Annotated in this window: 17 protein-coding genes; 8 read left to right on the top strand and 9 right to left on the bottom strand. The window is 57.6% G+C overall.

Annotation, left to right across the window (positions count from 1 at the left end):
* Positions 1-12 precede the first annotated feature (12 nt).
* The 3 genes from ACFQY0_RS00865 to ACFQY0_RS00855 form a co-directional block, all read right to left on the bottom strand.
* Positions 13-1,383, bottom strand: a complete 1,371-nt coding sequence (locus ACFQY0_RS00865; RefSeq protein ID WP_379708100.1) for an NAD-dependent succinate-semialdehyde dehydrogenase — start codon at positions 1,381-1,383, stop codon at positions 13-15.
* A gap of 149 nt (positions 1,384-1,532) precedes the next feature.
* A complete protein-coding gene (locus ACFQY0_RS00860; RefSeq protein WP_379708098.1) occupies positions 1,533-1,748 on the bottom strand; it encodes a DUF3008 family protein in 216 nt (71 codons plus the stop codon).
* Positions 1,749-1,854: 106 nt separating this feature from the next.
* On the bottom strand, positions 1,855-2,505 hold the full coding sequence (locus ACFQY0_RS00855; RefSeq protein WP_379708096.1) for a PRC-barrel domain-containing protein: 651 nt from the start codon (positions 2,503-2,505) through the stop codon (positions 1,855-1,857).
* Positions 2,506-2,856: 351 nt separating this feature from the next.
* Here ACFQY0_RS00855 and ACFQY0_RS00850 point away from each other — a divergent pair, with 351 nt between their 5' ends.
* The 3 genes from ACFQY0_RS00850 (at position 2,857) to ACFQY0_RS00840 (ending at position 5,930) form a co-directional block, all read left to right on the top strand.
* Positions 2,857-4,422: an NAD(P)H-dependent oxidoreductase gene (locus tag ACFQY0_RS00850; protein WP_379708094.1), complete on the top strand. Its 1,566-nt coding sequence runs from the start codon at positions 2,857-2,859 to the stop codon at positions 4,420-4,422.
* A gap of 173 nt (positions 4,423-4,595) precedes the next feature.
* Positions 4,596-5,489: a glucose 1-dehydrogenase gene (locus ACFQY0_RS00845; RefSeq protein WP_379708092.1), complete on the top strand. Its 894-nt coding sequence runs from the start codon at positions 4,596-4,598 to the stop codon at positions 5,487-5,489.
* 246 nt (positions 5,490-5,735) lie between these two features.
* Positions 5,736-5,930, top strand: a complete 195-nt coding sequence (locus ACFQY0_RS00840) for a CsbD family protein (protein WP_379708090.1) — start codon at positions 5,736-5,738, stop codon at positions 5,928-5,930.
* Positions 5,931-6,014: 84 nt separating this feature from the next.
* Here the strand turns inward: ACFQY0_RS00840 and ACFQY0_RS00835 are convergent, their stop codons facing one another.
* Both ACFQY0_RS00835 and ACFQY0_RS00830 read right to left on the bottom strand, forming a co-directional pair.
* On the bottom strand, positions 6,015-6,731 hold the full coding sequence (locus tag ACFQY0_RS00835) for a ubiquinone/menaquinone biosynthesis methyltransferase (RefSeq protein WP_379708088.1): 717 nt from the start codon (positions 6,729-6,731) through the stop codon (positions 6,015-6,017).
* Between the two features lie 3 nt (positions 6,732-6,734).
* A complete protein-coding gene (locus ACFQY0_RS00830) occupies positions 6,735-7,205 on the bottom strand; it encodes a GNAT family N-acetyltransferase (protein WP_379708086.1) in 471 nt (156 codons plus the stop codon).
* 266 nt (positions 7,206-7,471) lie between these two features.
* On the opposite strand from ACFQY0_RS00830, the gene ACFQY0_RS00825 reads away from it, so the two are divergent.
* From ACFQY0_RS00825 to nagZ, 4 genes are all read left to right on the top strand, one after another.
* On the top strand, positions 7,472-7,840 hold the full coding sequence (locus ACFQY0_RS00825) for an Hsp20/alpha crystallin family protein (protein ID WP_379708084.1): 369 nt from the start codon (positions 7,472-7,474) through the stop codon (positions 7,838-7,840).
* Positions 7,841-7,852: 12 nt separating this feature from the next.
* Complete coding sequence (locus tag ACFQY0_RS00820) at positions 7,853-8,248, top strand: Hsp20/alpha crystallin family protein (protein WP_379708082.1); 396 nt, start codon at positions 7,853-7,855, stop codon at positions 8,246-8,248.
* A 433-nt stretch (positions 8,249-8,681) separates the two neighbouring features.
* Positions 8,682-8,978: a KH domain-containing protein gene (locus ACFQY0_RS00815; RefSeq protein ID WP_379708080.1), complete on the top strand. Its 297-nt coding sequence runs from the start codon at positions 8,682-8,684 to the stop codon at positions 8,976-8,978.
* 4 nt (positions 8,979-8,982) lie between these two features.
* A complete protein-coding gene (gene nagZ / locus ACFQY0_RS00810) occupies positions 8,983-10,056 on the top strand; it encodes a beta-N-acetylhexosaminidase (protein ID WP_379708078.1) in 1,074 nt (357 codons plus the stop codon).
* Positions 10,057-10,187: 131 nt separating this feature from the next.
* Here nagZ and ACFQY0_RS00805 read toward each other — a convergent pair whose 3' ends face one another.
* The 4 genes from ACFQY0_RS00805 to ACFQY0_RS00790 all read right to left on the bottom strand — a co-directional run bounded on the left by ACFQY0_RS00805 (position 10,188) and on the right by ACFQY0_RS00790 (position 12,348).
* A complete protein-coding gene (locus ACFQY0_RS00805) occupies positions 10,188-10,541 on the bottom strand; it encodes a dihydroneopterin aldolase (RefSeq protein WP_379708076.1) in 354 nt (117 codons plus the stop codon).
* Positions 10,538-11,587, bottom strand: coding sequence for an NUDIX domain-containing protein (locus tag ACFQY0_RS00800; protein WP_379708074.1), 1,050 nt, complete (start codon positions 11,585-11,587; stop codon positions 10,538-10,540). Before ACFQY0_RS00800 ends, ACFQY0_RS00805 begins: the two co-directional genes overlap by 4 nt.
* 151 nt (positions 11,588-11,738) lie before the next feature.
* Entirely contained in the window at positions 11,739-12,110 is a 372-nt protein-coding gene (locus ACFQY0_RS00795; RefSeq protein WP_379708072.1) for a DciA family protein, read from the bottom strand.
* Position 12,111: 1 nt separating this feature from the next.
* On the bottom strand, positions 12,112-12,348 hold the full coding sequence (locus ACFQY0_RS00790; RefSeq protein WP_379708070.1) for a ferredoxin: 237 nt from the start codon (positions 12,346-12,348) through the stop codon (positions 12,112-12,114).
* A gap of 134 nt (positions 12,349-12,482) precedes the next feature.
* Here ACFQY0_RS00790 and ACFQY0_RS00785 point away from each other — a divergent pair, with 134 nt between their 5' ends.
* Positions 12,483-13,397: a hypothetical protein gene (locus tag ACFQY0_RS00785; RefSeq protein WP_379708068.1), complete on the top strand. Its 915-nt coding sequence runs from the start codon at positions 12,483-12,485 to the stop codon at positions 13,395-13,397.
* Position 13,398: the final 1 nt, after the last annotated feature.

Genomic DNA, 13,398 nt, shown 5'->3' with positions numbered 1-13,398 from the left:
AATAGGGCGGCTTCAGGATTCCCCCATGTGGATCAGCTTCTTGTTCACGAACTCAAGGATTCCCAGTTTGGACAACTCGCGGCCGTAGCCGGAATTCTTGATACCCCCAAAGGGGAGATCCGCTTGTGAATTGGTGGGCTGATTGACGAACATCATTCCCGTATCCACGGCTTCAGCCACCCGACGCGCCCGATCCGGGTCGGAGGTATAGACCGATCCGCCCAAGCCGTAAGATGAGTCATTTGCCAGCTCAATCGCCTCCTGCTCGTCCTTCACCACATAGACCGTCGCCACGGGCCCAAAAAGCTCCTGGTCGTAACTCGGCATCTCAGGCGTCACATCAGTGAGGATGGTGGGATTGAAATAGGCGCCCTTCCGTTCGGGACGGCCACCGCCAAGCACCACCTTTGCACCGGCATTCACCGTATCGTTGACCTGCTTCTCGAGACGTTGGGCTGCCTCTTCGGAGGAAAGCGGGCCGACATCGGTGTCTTCGTCAAGCGGGTCGCCGAGCTTCATCGACGACATTCCCTGCTTGAGCCCTTCCATGAATTTTTCCGCCACCTTCTCCACCACGATCATCCGCTTTGATGCCACACAGGATTGCCCGGTATTAGTCATGCGACCTTTGATCGCCATCTCAACGGTTTTCTCCAGATCCGCATCCTCAAGAACGATGAAAGGGTCATTGCCACCCAGTTCCAGCACACTTGGTTTAAGGTTCTTACCCGCCACTGCGGCTACCGAGCTTCCTGCCGCTTCGCTGCCCGTCAATGAGGCACCGCGGACGTGTTTGTGGGAGATCAGGAGATCGACGAATTCATGCGGTATGAAAAGATTGGTAAAAACGCCGTCGGGCAGACCGCATTCCTCCAGCAGGTCGCCGATTTTCGCGGCACATTGGGGCACGATTCCAGCGTGCCGAACCAGGGCGGTATTCCCTGCCATGAGGTTCGGAGCGATGAATCGCACTACCTGATAGAATGGAAAGTTCCAGGGCATGACCCCTACCAGAACACCTAAGGGAGTGTACTGGATGTAGGCTTTCGCTCCGTCCACATCCATCGCGTGGTCCGCTAAAAACTCCTCGGCGCCCTTGGCATAGAATTCTACGATCTCCGCACAGAACTCGATCTCATATCGACTTTCTGAAATTCTTTTGCCCATTTCCAAAGTAATCAACTTGGCCAGCACTTCCTGACGCTCTCTGAGCAAGCCGGCAAATTTCATCATGACCTCCTTTCGCTCGGAGAAACTCGTGTGGCGCCATCGGCCGTAAGCTTCATGGGCGTTCTCGAGGGCAGCCAATGCCTGCGATTTCGTAAGCGGCTCGAAGCTCTTCATGAGCTCTCCATTGGCGGGATTGATACTTTTAATAGACATAGGTTTTCTGCGGGTTCAGACGCTCAGAACGGAACGCCGTTTTTTCTAAAATTGAAGATAGCATCGGGATTCAGGCAGTCCACAGACATCGCTGGGCGATGGGACGGCTGAACCCCGATTCTGAAATGCGGCCATCATGCCGCTGTTATTTAAATCATCCACGTGGTGTTCGCTCTGGCTCTACCTCGTCCGCTCAACGCCGGCTTCCGGCGGGGCGAGGAGGAAATTTTCTCCAATTCGGACTTGGGCATGGATGCATGCATTTGCTTTGATGCTCCACGAAGAGACGAAGCTTTGACCTCGCCCCTTTTGGCGGCGAGTGCCTCCCGGGCGGATCTTTGCTGTGACTTCGATACTGACTTCATCAGATTTAACGGATTTGCTCTCTTAATAAAATCGTCGACAGGTCCCAATCGGCCTCCTTCCCGAATCAGAAAGGAAGCCGCTTGTGACCGTCAGCAATCTCTGCGCTTATTCGTTGACGGAGGAATCCTCGTCGGTTCCATCGATCGCGTCAGCGGCCTTTTCAAGTGCGTTACTGGTGGCTTCCATCGTCTTGTCTGCCGCATTCTGGACAGCCTTTTTGGTCTCGTCGTATGCGTTTTCGGTGGCGCTTTCGACATTGTCACCGGTGCGCTCCATGGCGCGGCCCATGCGTTCCATCCTAACTTCCCAGTAGTCGTAGATCGGACGGTCCTTGGTGCGATCGGTAAAGGTTGATTCGTCGCCCGTGTGGTAGGTGGGAGCCGCAGCAAGCTGCTCTTTCGTGGTATCGAGGGCATAGGTCACCTCGTCGGGTTCACCCTCCTTTTGCTTCACGTGAAAGCGCTCCAGCGGCACGGCGACCTTGTGATCCTTTTCGAGGAGTTCATCGGCGTTGATCACCAGCAGAACCCGCTTTCCGGATGCTTTCACCAGCACACTCGATACGCTTCCAAGTTTGTTTCCTTTAAAGTCCCATACCTCTTTGCCTTCGATGGAGTCGGCCGTCACATAGTGGGTGATTTCATCCTTCGGAGTGTGGGGGTCGCTTCTCTTCTGTTGAGCGTCAGCCACGGCAAATCCTGTCAGGGCAAGGCTCATGCAGGCGGCGATCATCTGGCGGGTCGTTTTCGTTTTCATGATATCTGTGGGTTGTTCTTGGTTTTTCACATGGATTCGGGAGATCGGGTCTCCCGAACAAGTTCACCACCCCCATCGCATGCCTTGTGCCATCGCCCCACAGCCCAGGTGGCGATTCATGGAAAGCCATGATTTCTAGCGACTAACACGTCCTGAGGCTCCACCCACCACGCGCTTATCTTCAAGGCCCTTGCTGTGCAAATTGTAAGATCCGAGCGCTTGTTCCACGCATTTTGCAACCGGTGGATGAGCCCAAGCTCCCTTCGTTCGCTTTCGCCTGCTGGCACACATCATGCGCAGGCATTTTCCTCGGATATCTCCCAAGCCCCCACCAATCCGCTCGAGCTTCGCATGCACCAAGAACCCGAAATCCCGGACCTCAGAATCGCACTTTTTCTCGGCCATCCTCGCTCAGATTCCTTTTGCGGTGCCCTTGCCATGGCCTATGCAGAGGGGGCCAGTGGAGCGGGTGCAGCGCTCCGAATCTTCCACCTGGGCGATGGAGAATTTTCTCAAGACCTCATCACATCCTCTCCCAACGATCAGGATCTGGAACCGATGCTCGAGCAGTGCAAGGATGCCATCGATTGGGCCGATCATCTCGTCTTCGTGTTCCCGACCTGGTGGGCGACCATGCCGGCGACCCTCAAAGGCTTCCTCGATCGGGTGCTGCTGCCGGGCTTCGCCTTTGAGGTCAATCCTCATGCTCCGAGTGGCTACTCACCGCTGCTCACCGGCAAATCCGCCCACTTGATCACGACGATGGATTCCCCGGCCTGGGTTTACCGCTGGATGTACGGCAGGCCGGGCGATCGGGCGATGAAAGGGGGCATTCTCGGCTTCTGCGGAATCAAACCTGTCACCAGCACCTGGATCAGCCGCGTCAAACACCTCAGCGTCCCCGAGCGAGAACGCGAAATCGAAAAAGTCCGTCAGCTGGGAGGCCAGTCCCGGATCAAGTATCAGCAGTTGGTCAGGCGGCGCACCTTCGCCGCCTGGCTGCGCGCCGTGAGGCTTCAGTTCTACGGCATGACTCTGCTTTCCTATGCCCTCGGTGCGCTGGCAGCCCTGCGTTGGACCGAGGCGACGCTTTCGTGGCCCGCCTTGCTTTCGGGCTTCGTCGCGCTGTTCCTGATCGAGTTCGGATCCGTGCTCTACAATGAGATCCATGACCGCAAAACCGACCACCTCAACGCCCATGCCGGGCCCTTTACCGGAGGCTCGCGAGTGCTTGTCGACGGTTCCCTCACCGTCGATCAGTTGCGCCGGATTGCTCAAGTGGCACTCGGTGTGGCAGCCCTACTCTTCATCTTCCTCCTGGGAATGATGGCGTTGCAAGGATTGAGCCCGACCTGGCTGGCGTGCGCCGCCGGCTTCCTGTTCTCCGCCTATATTGTCGGCCCGGGATACACCGCGCCGCCATTTCGCTTCGTCTACCGAGGCTTCGGCGAAATGATCGTCGCTTTCAGCCATGGTCCCTTCATGCTGGTGTGTGGTTGGCTCGCCCTCGGCGCCCCGCTCGATGACTCGAGGCCATGGCTCCTTAGCCTTCCCATCTTCTTTTCAGTGCTGGGAGCCATCACCCTCGCCGGGATTCCGGATGCGGATGCCGATCGCCAGGCCGACAAGAATACGCTGGCGGTGCAGCTCTCAACCGACGGCGCAGCATGGGTCGCAGCAACCGCTTCGGGAATTGCCGTGGTCCTGCTTCCTATTCTCGACCAAATGCTCATGCCGGACGACGGGCTCTGGATGAAGATGCTGATTCCCATCGCCATCCACTTCAGCATTTTGCTCGTGTTGATCTCCCGCTACCAGAAATCCGGCGCTGGCTGTCGTCGGATCGACAGCATCCTTTTCACTGCGCTCTCCCTGATCCTCTGGTTCAGCATCGTCCCTCTTCTCGAACTATGTTGAGAAGTAAATTCTCGCCTGATCCCGTTGCAAGATTCCCCCTTGCATGTTGCGCTTTGCAGCTGAATCGGTCAGCCGCCTATCGATCGAGAACTTGTTAGCGATTCGAAAGCGTCGTCTCCGGGACTCCACCCGGGCCCAGCTCATGTTGGCATATCTCTTGCGAAAGCCGGCGCATGGGAAACAAATCAAGCGAACGCGGGCAGTCATCGAAAGATCAACAACGCCCGGCTCAAACTCAGAGTCAGCAGCCGGGACGAGAGGCGGAAATGCAGCCTCAACCCGAATACCGACAATCAGGAAGGGAATCTGCCGGTCTGCTGACCGGACGGGTGGCGCTCATCACTGGCGGCGACTCGGGCATTGGCCGGGCCACCGCTGTCGCCTTAGCCCGAGAAGGCGCTGACATCGCCATCGTCTATCTCGAAGAAGACCAAGATGCCGCAAAAACGGCGGATCTGGTGACTCACGAAGGTCGACGCTGCGAGGTCATCCAAGCCGACATCCGCGAAGCAAATAGTGCCGCCCTTGCCGTCGATCGAACGGTCGAGCGCTTCGGTCAACTCGATATCCTGATTAACAATGCCGCCGAGCAGCACCCTCAGGAGTCGATTCTCGACATCGATGCCGAGCAGCTTGAACAGACCTTTCGATGCAATGTCTTTCCCCTCTTTCATTTTTCGAAAGCCGCCCTGCCTCACCTGCGCAAGTCCGATGCGGCATCGATCGTCAACACCACCTCCGTCACCGCTTATCGAGGCAGCCCAGGCCTGATCGACTACTCGGCGACCAAAGGCGCCATCGTTTCCTTCACACGCTCGCTATCGCAGCAACTTGCGAGCGAAGGGATCCGCGTCAACGCCGTCGCTCCAGGGCCCATTTGGACACCCTTGATTCCGGCCACGTTCCCTGAAGACAAAGTCGCGAAGTTCGGATCCGACGTCCCACTGGGACGAGCCGGTCATCCATGGGAAGTGGCGGAGTGCTTTGTGTTTCTGGTCTCGCAGGATGCTTCATACATTACCGGTCAGGTGATCCATCCCAACGGCGGAGAGATCATCAACGGCTGAGAGCCGGCCGTCACCGCGAGAAAGCTCCACGCGCAACTTGCAACCATTCGGGCCCTGACATTGCAAACTTGGCACCTCCATGATGACGGACGCCGCGCTCATCCGTGAGCCCACTCCTCCTCAAGCCCTGTGTTTCCGGGGATTACCTCAAACTTCTCAGCCATGGCACAGCTCCTGATAGAAGCATACCGAGGTTGCGAAACCCAAACTGGCCGAGCCACCTCAATCTAACAACAACACAAACTCATGAACGAACTCACCATCAAAGGAAATTGGAACATCGCCAAAGGAAAGCTCAAGCAACGCTGGGGCGACCTCACCGATGACGATCTCGATTACATCGAAGGCAAAGAGGAAGAGCTTGTCGGACGCATCCAAAAACGCACAGGCCAAAGCCGTGAAGCGGTTGAAGAGGCCATCCGAGAGTCCTCCGCCCGATAAGCGATGACGCCCTGTGAAGACGGCCCCAAGCTCTGCTTGCGGGCCGTTTTTCTTGCTAGGATGCAGAGGCGGATTCGAGCGAATCTAGGAACCGGCTCCAGCCGACGCAGCTTCTACCGCTTCCCCGACGTAGATCGTCGCCACACCAAAGGTGACCGGCTCCACTTCAATTTCGGCGTAGCCACACTTCTTCATCAATGTGGCCATCTCCTCGCCCATCGGAAACTCTTCGATGGATCCCCCCAGGTATTCGTAGGCGTCCGTCTGCCTCGTCAGCCACCCGGCCAATTTTGGCAGGACACGGTGAAGATACCACTGGTAAGGTTTTTTCAATGGGGGCTCAGGCAGGGAAAAATCGAGCACTAACAAGCGTCCCCCCGGCCGCAGCACTCGACGCATCTCATTAAGCGCACCCTCGTAGCTCACCATATTGCGAAGTCCGAAGGCGACGGTGACCACATCAAAACTCGCGTCTTCAAAGGGCAGATCCATTGCATCAGCCACCAGAGTCTTTGCCAGCCCCCGCTCGGCAGCATGGGCCAGCATCTCGGCGCAGAAATCGCTGCCCACCACCTCGACACCCGGACAGACGTCCTGGATTTCCAAGGCCAGATCGCCCGTCCCCGTCGCCACATCAAGCACTTGCCGAGGCTTCCAGCGGCGCACGATACGCGCGACCTTCTTGCGCCAAAGGATATCCGTTCCCATGCTCAGCACATGGTTGGTCGTCACGTAACGATCCGCAATTCGTGCAAAGGCCTCTCGAACGTAGGCCGGATCCTGAATGGTTCCCTCACCCATCGTTTATGGAAGTAAATCGCTGTAGGTTCCAGGATCGCTGCCAGGAATTTCAATCGCCCCGCAGGCCTTCTCATAAAACTCCCTGGGTCCGACTCCGCCGATGATCCCATAGGCGTAGCCCAACTCGCGAAGGCCCTCGAGCGCTTTGAACAACAGCGCTTTTCCGACCCCCGATCCGCGTGCCGCTTCCCCCACTCCCGTTGGTCCAAAGAAGCCCCGTGAAGTCGTATCGCAGCAGGCAAAACCAATCACCTGCTTGTCTTTGGTCGCAATGAAACAGGCAATCGGCTGACGACTCATCGCCACCTCCACCTCGCTCACCCATTTGGGGGAAAAGTTCGCCGCCACAAATTCGCTCACGGTGTGCCTTTCAAAGGCGCGCGCCCTCCTTAGCACAATCCCCCGAGACTCTACCCTCTCGTAGAGCTCCCGGGAATCCGGGAGGTCATAGAGCCGCACCAGCATGTCGATCATGCGCCTTCCCTAGACCATGCCTCCATCCCCGCAAACTAAGAAATCACGCCCGGACCCGGAGCACCGAACCCAGCCAACCTCCCGCCGCGTCAATCCGTCCCGACATTTTGTCACGACTGCGCCAGTTTTCGCCACTTTCTTGCCATGACCAGGATTCCTGAAAATCCCGCTATCCTCTGATTATCAACAGCTAAATCCATCATCACCCCCACTGGCACAACAGCTGCAATCCTATCCCCGACAAATCAAACTAATCCACTACAACCATGATACTTCCACAACACCTCCGTAATTCGAGTCCATGGCTCAGTGACTTCGGTCGCCTCTTCGACACCGCCTTTCAGCGGGTTTCCCAAGGCCCCCGCGGTCTCCGAGTCCATGAAAATGACCAGCACTGGACACTCGAGGCCGACTTCCCCGGAACTCCGAAACAAGACCTCGAAATCGAAGTCCGGGAAGGCGCGCTCCATCTCGGCATCAAGTCCGACAACGAACTCACCAACAGTTACCGCCTGCCGCTCGGCAAACACATCGATGCCTCCGGCATCAGCGCGAAGCTCGATCTCGGCGTGCTCACGGTCACTTTGCCGAAGGCCAAAGCCGACACTGAAACCCACCGCATTGAAATCCTCTAACCAAACCAACTTATGAATAACGACACCACTTGCTGCGAAACTGACGGATGCAACACCGCCGTCGCCGAAAAAACAGAAACCACCATCCGCTACACTGAACCGACATGGAGCGCCGACCGGCACGATCAGGGCGTCGACCTCGAAATCACCCTTCCCGGGGTTAAGAAGGAAGACCTCAACCTGGAAGTTCTCAGTCGGCATCTCCAACTCGAAGCCAAACGGGCCGCGCAGGAAAACAGCGGAAAACTGATCTACGGTCAGCCCGGTCCAGAGGGCTACCGTCTGAAACTCCGACTTGGTGATACCCTCGATGGATCCGCCCTCAAGGCGAGCCTTGCCGATGGCATCCTCAAGGTCTCGATCCCCCTCACCGAATCCGCCCAACCGCGGAAAGTCGAAATCAACTGAAGTGACACACACTTCGGGCGCGTGATCGTTGCGGCCTGCCTCCCGGCAGGCCGCATTTCTTTTCCCAGAGCCCAGAAATTTCGCATCAGTTCGCAGGGCGATCAAGTTAGGGAGAGAATCGGCTCCAGCTGAATTTTTTCCGACCAAGATGGATCGGATCCCCCGTCGCCAAGGCTATGGCGGGACTGGTGGGTAGGATTTTGAAATCATGGTCCTCAGTTCAGGCTAAAATTGAGGTTCAACCATGACGATCATCACCAAGATAATTGGATTTCGCTGCCTTCATCCTATTGATCCCATCCATCCTGGTCCAATTTCTTCCCTAGCTTGATCGCCCTGCATCAGTTCACGAAATTTCGCTGTTCCCCCGGTCTTCTCACCTTCCCCATCCTGAAGAGTTGAACCTCTCACCAAGCTCGTACAAACTCCCCCCATGCAGGTGATCACCGATCAAATCCGCAATTATCTCCAATACATTGCCGTTCAATTCATTGAACACCCGGACCGCGCTCAGCTCAAAGTTGCCGAGCTCGGCCCTAACCGCCTGCGTTTCAAGCTCATCCTTGACCGCTCCGACGTCGCCCTGCTCATCGGTCGCAATGGTTTCAGTGCCTCCGCCATCCGAGGCGTGGTCAAAGCCGCCTCCGAGCGCGCCAACGTTCAGGCCACCCTTCAGATTCACTCGCATGAAGAGGAAGAGGAAATGATCGCCCGCGAAGCTCAGGCCTGAGGGAATGAACGGCCACCACCTGCTTCTCGGCTTCGCCGGACCCGAACTCTCCAGCGAGGAAGCCAAGCTCTTCAAAAAGCTTCAGCCCGCCGGGTATATTCTTTTCACGCGGAACATCGTCTCCGCCGCGCAAACCCGCGCCCTCACCGATTCGCTCCGCGCCCTTCACTACTACGAACCGATCATCGCCATCGATCAGGAAGGCGGACGCGTCACTCGCACCAAGGACATCGCTCCCGCACTTCCTTCCGCCAACGAACTCGCCGCCCACCACAACATGGGCACCAGTGCCAACGCGGGCGTTCTAACAGCCGACCTGCTGCGCCTGCTCGGCTTCAACCTCAACTTCGGTCCGGTCCTCGACCTCGACCACCATCCCGACAAACAGAACGCGCTTCGCGGTCGTTGCTGGGGTCGGGATCCGCAACGCGTCATCGACCACGCCGGCATCTGGAACCGCTGGATGCGGAAGCGCTCGATCCTCACCTGCGGGAAACATTTCCCCGCCTGCGGACGTGCCCTCAGCGATCCCCATCACGATCTTCCCGTCAGCAAGGCCACCAAAAACGAACTGCTCGCCGAAGACGTCATTCCCTACACCGCACTGATGCCCGAGCTCGACAGCATCATGCTCGCCCACGTCCTCTATCCCGCGCTCGATCCCGAACTTCCCGCATCACTTTCTCCGCGAGTGGTTAGAGAGTTCCTGCGCGGCCAGCTGGGTTTCGACAAGCATCTCGTTCTCACCGACGACCTCGACATGGGAGCCATCGCCGATCGCTTTCCCGACAACACCGACGTCACTGCCGCCCTTGAAGCTGGCAACGACCTCGCCATGATCTGCCACAAGATTGAGCGCGTCGAAGACGCCGCCCAGCGTATCAGCAAGCTCCCCCCCCACGTCCTCCAGGACTCCGAGAAGCGCCTCGAAAAGTTCCTCAAAAGGATCCCAGGCCCGCTTCTCTGGTCGCAGGAAAAGTGGGACAAGACCTGCGCCGAAATCGACGTCCTCCGTCAGGAAGTCCCCATCCTCGAAGACAGCGCTGCCATCGCCACCTCTCCCGTCGCCGACTACTGATCAGCACGGATCAATCCCCGATGCCGGAGGCATCACAGACAATAGCCGGGGGTCGAGCGCAGCGACCACCCCCGGATCCCATCCCGAGCAAACCCGACCCTGAAAGGGTCGCAGAACGGCGTGTCTCGGACCTAAACCGACTTCCTCAACTCCACTCCCACCCACTCGGTCTGCGGCAAAATGAACTTCCGGATCTTCACCGTCACCGCCTTCGCCGAGTGACGAGAAAGCACCAAATCCGCGATCTCATCCGCGAGCGTTTCAATCAAATGCCGTGAACCTGTTTCGGCGAGTTCCTCGATCTCCAGACATACGGCGTGATAGTCGACCGTCGCGGAAATCTCATCGTTCATCTTCGAGAAGGCAGCCTTGGGATGCATTTCCACATCCACCAGAAGATCCTGCCAATCCGCACGCTCTTCATCCGGCACACCGATCCGCGTGCGGACCTTCAAACCACTGATCCTGATGACCCCTTCGTTCATGACTTCCGTTCAAGCAGGCCCCCATTGATCGCTTCTTCCAGCAAAGTCCGCGTCGGCTGATTGAGATCCAGTTCAAGAGCCTCCGTTGCCGTCAACCAGCGAAACTCCTGAGCCTCATCATTCAAAACCACATCACCCGAAGTACGACGAACCAAGTAGTTCAGCAAAAGAAAGTGCTCCGGCGTCTGAAACTCCTCCGAGTCGATGCAGTCCTGCACCATCACGAAACGGACATCATCCACCTCAAGATTGGTCTCCTCGCGAATCTCGCGCTTCAGGGCATGTTCCGAACTTTCCCCGCGCTCGATTTTCCCTCCGGGAATCCCCCAGCGGTGACCCCACTTGTGGGTCCGGATCATGAGAAGCTTCCCCGCGTCATCCTCAATCAAGGCACCCACCGTGGCCACCGGACGTTTCTTTTCCCCCGGTCTTTCCATCAAGCGACGAAGCCCGGCAAGATCCGCGACCGTGATGTGCGGCTTCGCCAAGGAAAGCGGGCCCGGATGCGTGTAGCCGGTCAGCACCGCTACCGAAGTCAGCTTGGCATGATGCGCGGTATCGATGTCGTGAGTCATATCTCCCACAAAGGCACTCTCGTTCGGATCCAGCCCATGCCGCTCGATCAACTCAAGAATCACCTCGCGTTTGTCGAGCACGCCCGCATAGGTCGCTTCGAAAAATTCTCCCAACCCGAAATCGCCCAACTGCTTGTGGAAGGCCGTCTCATCCATGCTTGTCAGCACGAAGGCGCGGATCCCCATTCTCCGGCACCACTCAAGCTTCTCGCGCGCATGGGGAAGCACCGTCACCGGCGCCTTCGACCCATAGAAAGCCGATCGGAAATGAACTTCCAATTCATCCAGACCGACCTCCGGCAAGACCTCTTCGTAGAACTCGCGATACGGTAGGCGGAACGAGAGACGGAATGCCTCCCGGTCCAACGGCGGTTTCCCATACACGCCAAGCACGTGATTGGTCGCCTCGATCACTGGGCCCAGGTCGTCGACCAAGGTGCCCGACCAATCAAAAATCAAATTACGGAACATGATGAGCTTCGAACTGCTGAACCAATGAAAGGCAACGAGCCACGGAATACACAGAATCCACGGAAATGGAATATGAAGATCATGGATCAGAAAACTCAGCCACTTCAGCTTCCGTGCATTCTGTGTATCCCGTGGTCACAATTCTTAAATTCTAACCAAGCGCAAAACGGATTGATTTCACCACGCCATCCCCCGCCGCCTTCTTCAGATTGGCAAGGAGCTGTCCCTTCATTTGCTCCAGGTGAAAGCGCATCGCCGGCTGGAGCACCTTGAGCGTGAGGCAGCCGTTCTTCAGCGATTCCGGGGAAGCATTCCGGGCGACGAACTCGCCGGCGATCTCCTTCCACATTTCGCGGAGCTTCTCTACTTCGATGCCATCAGCCGCACCCGCCGCTTTGAGGATCTCGGCGACAAATTCGCCCGGCTGGTGGACTCGCGAGTCGAGGTGTTCCGGCTCGTCGCCTCCTCGCCATTCCCTGAGAATGGCTCGGCGGAGTCTCGCAAGCCGGTCCTTTGATCCCATTTTATTCGTCTCCGTCCTCGCCGATTGCCTCAACCGGACAACCTTCCATCGCCTCGCGGCACTGGGCGATTTCCTCGTCATTCTCCGCCTGCTTGTAGACGTAGGAATACCCTTCGTCGTCGGAGCGGGTGAAGTTGTTCGGTGCCGTTTCCCGGCAGAGGTCGCAGTCGATGCACTGGCTATCGACGTAAAACTTTCCAGCTACGTTCTCTTCGTTTTTGTCTTCGCGGTCGGCCATGATGAGTTAGCGGGTGATTCGCTGCGCCTTGAATCGCGTGGCAGCGCCCCTCTTGCAACCCTTTTTGACGGTTCAGAAGCCATGCTTTCCACTGGTCAATCCGGCACGCGGTTCCTAAGACCCTTCCTGCACCCATGCCTGACGAACCCGAAAAGCCGAAAAACCTCCCTGGCCGCCAGCGCCCACTCCTCTCGGAGCTCTCAAAGGAGACGAGGGAGGAGGACCTTTGGGACCTTGAGGACAATTCGAACCCCAGCACGTCACCACCGCCGGCCCAGGCCGGACTTCCCCGCGAACCCTTGGATTCACAGCCGGATGTCAGCGCAGAGGCGTCTCCCGCTGCGTCTCCCGCGCCCATTGATCAGGCCTCACCATCATCCGTGCCCGAGGAGGACCACGGTGAAAACCTCAGCGCTCCGCACGAGCCCCAGCACGTCGAGCCGACGACCCCTCCAGAGAAGTCCGAGGAGACTTCAAGCGCGCCTGCCCCCGCTTCTCGCGAACTCGGAAAGAGCGAGAAGATCGGTCTCGCCGCATTCGGCGTCGTCTTCCTGCTGCTCGCGATTTGGTGGGGTGTTGGCCTTTTCTCAAGTGTCACCACGACCCGCATGGGAGACGACCAGCCGGAGTTTCCTGCCGAGGGAAAATTTGTCACCATCAACAGCGCGGAGACCTACTGGCGCAAACCGATCCGCGAGGGTGCCAACCCCGATGTCGCGCGTATGGAAGTCGAATTCATTCCGGTCATCAACGTGCTCATCGAAAGTGGCAATACCGGTGTCCTGCGTGCGATCTTCCGCAACGAACAGGGCGAATTCGTCGGCGATAGCATTTCCAAGAAATTCTCCAATGGCGTCTTTGAGCAGAACTCCCAGACGGAGATCGAGTTCTCCGCGACGGACGGATTTACGAGTTCCGCTGAGTTCAATGGCTACCGTGTCGGCACCGACCGCTGGTCCATTGAAGTTTTCGAAGGCCCATCGACAGAGGCCTCTGGAAGTGAGTTCAACCTCCTCTTCACCGCGCCCATCTCTCCCAATCTCCAATAGT

The sequence above is a fragment of the Haloferula chungangensis genome (genome assembly GCF_042664875.1).
Taxonomy (GTDB): Bacteria; Verrucomicrobiota; Verrucomicrobiia; order Verrucomicrobiales; family Akkermansiaceae; genus Haloferula; species Haloferula chungangensis.
This window is presented reverse-complemented; position numbering and strand designations above follow the sequence as displayed.

Bases quoted from the DNA above. Each gene is read 5' to 3' on its own strand.
- ACFQY0_RS00825 (WP_379708084.1), top strand. From the start codon at position 7,472: ATGATACTTCCACAACACCTCCGTAATTCGAGTCCATGGCTCAGTGAC.
- ACFQY0_RS00820 (WP_379708082.1), top strand. From the start codon at position 7,853: ATGAATAACGACACCACTTGCTGCGAAACTGACGGATGCAACACCGCC.
- ACFQY0_RS00860 (WP_379708098.1), bottom strand. From the start codon at position 1,748: ATGAAGTCAGTATCGAAGTCACAGCAAAGATCCGCCCGGGAGGCACTC.
- ACFQY0_RS00865 (WP_379708100.1), bottom strand. From the start codon at position 1,383: ATGTCTATTAAAAGTATCAATCCCGCCAATGGAGAGCTCATGAAGAGC.
- ACFQY0_RS00840 (WP_379708090.1), top strand. From the start codon at position 5,736: ATGAACGAACTCACCATCAAAGGAAATTGGAACATCGCCAAAGGAAAG.
- ACFQY0_RS00790 (WP_379708070.1), bottom strand. From the start codon at position 12,348: ATGGCCGACCGCGAAGACAAAAACGAAGAGAACGTAGCTGGAAAGTTT.
- ACFQY0_RS00815 (WP_379708080.1), top strand. From the start codon at position 8,682: ATGCAGGTGATCACCGATCAAATCCGCAATTATCTCCAATACATTGCC.
- ACFQY0_RS00800 (WP_379708074.1), bottom strand. From the start codon at position 11,587: ATGTTCCGTAATTTGATTTTTGATTGGTCGGGCACCTTGGTCGACGAC.
- ACFQY0_RS00795 (WP_379708072.1), bottom strand. From the start codon at position 12,110: ATGGGATCAAAGGACCGGCTTGCGAGACTCCGCCGAGCCATTCTCAGG.
- ACFQY0_RS00805 (WP_379708076.1), bottom strand. From the start codon at position 10,541: ATGAACGAAGGGGTCATCAGGATCAGTGGTTTGAAGGTCCGCACGCGG.
- ACFQY0_RS00830 (WP_379708086.1), bottom strand. From the start codon at position 7,205: ATGATCGACATGCTGGTGCGGCTCTATGACCTCCCGGATTCCCGGGAG.
- ACFQY0_RS00855 (WP_379708096.1), bottom strand. From the start codon at position 2,505: ATGAAAACGAAAACGACCCGCCAGATGATCGCCGCCTGCATGAGCCTT.
- ACFQY0_RS00785 (WP_379708068.1), top strand. From the start codon at position 12,483: ATGCCTGACGAACCCGAAAAGCCGAAAAACCTCCCTGGCCGCCAGCGC.
- nagZ (WP_379708078.1), top strand. From the start codon at position 8,983: ATGAACGGCCACCACCTGCTTCTCGGCTTCGCCGGACCCGAACTCTCC.
- ACFQY0_RS00845 (WP_379708092.1), top strand. From the start codon at position 4,596: ATGGGAAACAAATCAAGCGAACGCGGGCAGTCATCGAAAGATCAACAA.
- ACFQY0_RS00850 (WP_379708094.1), top strand. From the start codon at position 2,857: ATGCACCAAGAACCCGAAATCCCGGACCTCAGAATCGCACTTTTTCTC.
- ACFQY0_RS00835 (WP_379708088.1), bottom strand. From the start codon at position 6,731: ATGGGTGAGGGAACCATTCAGGATCCGGCCTACGTTCGAGAGGCCTTT.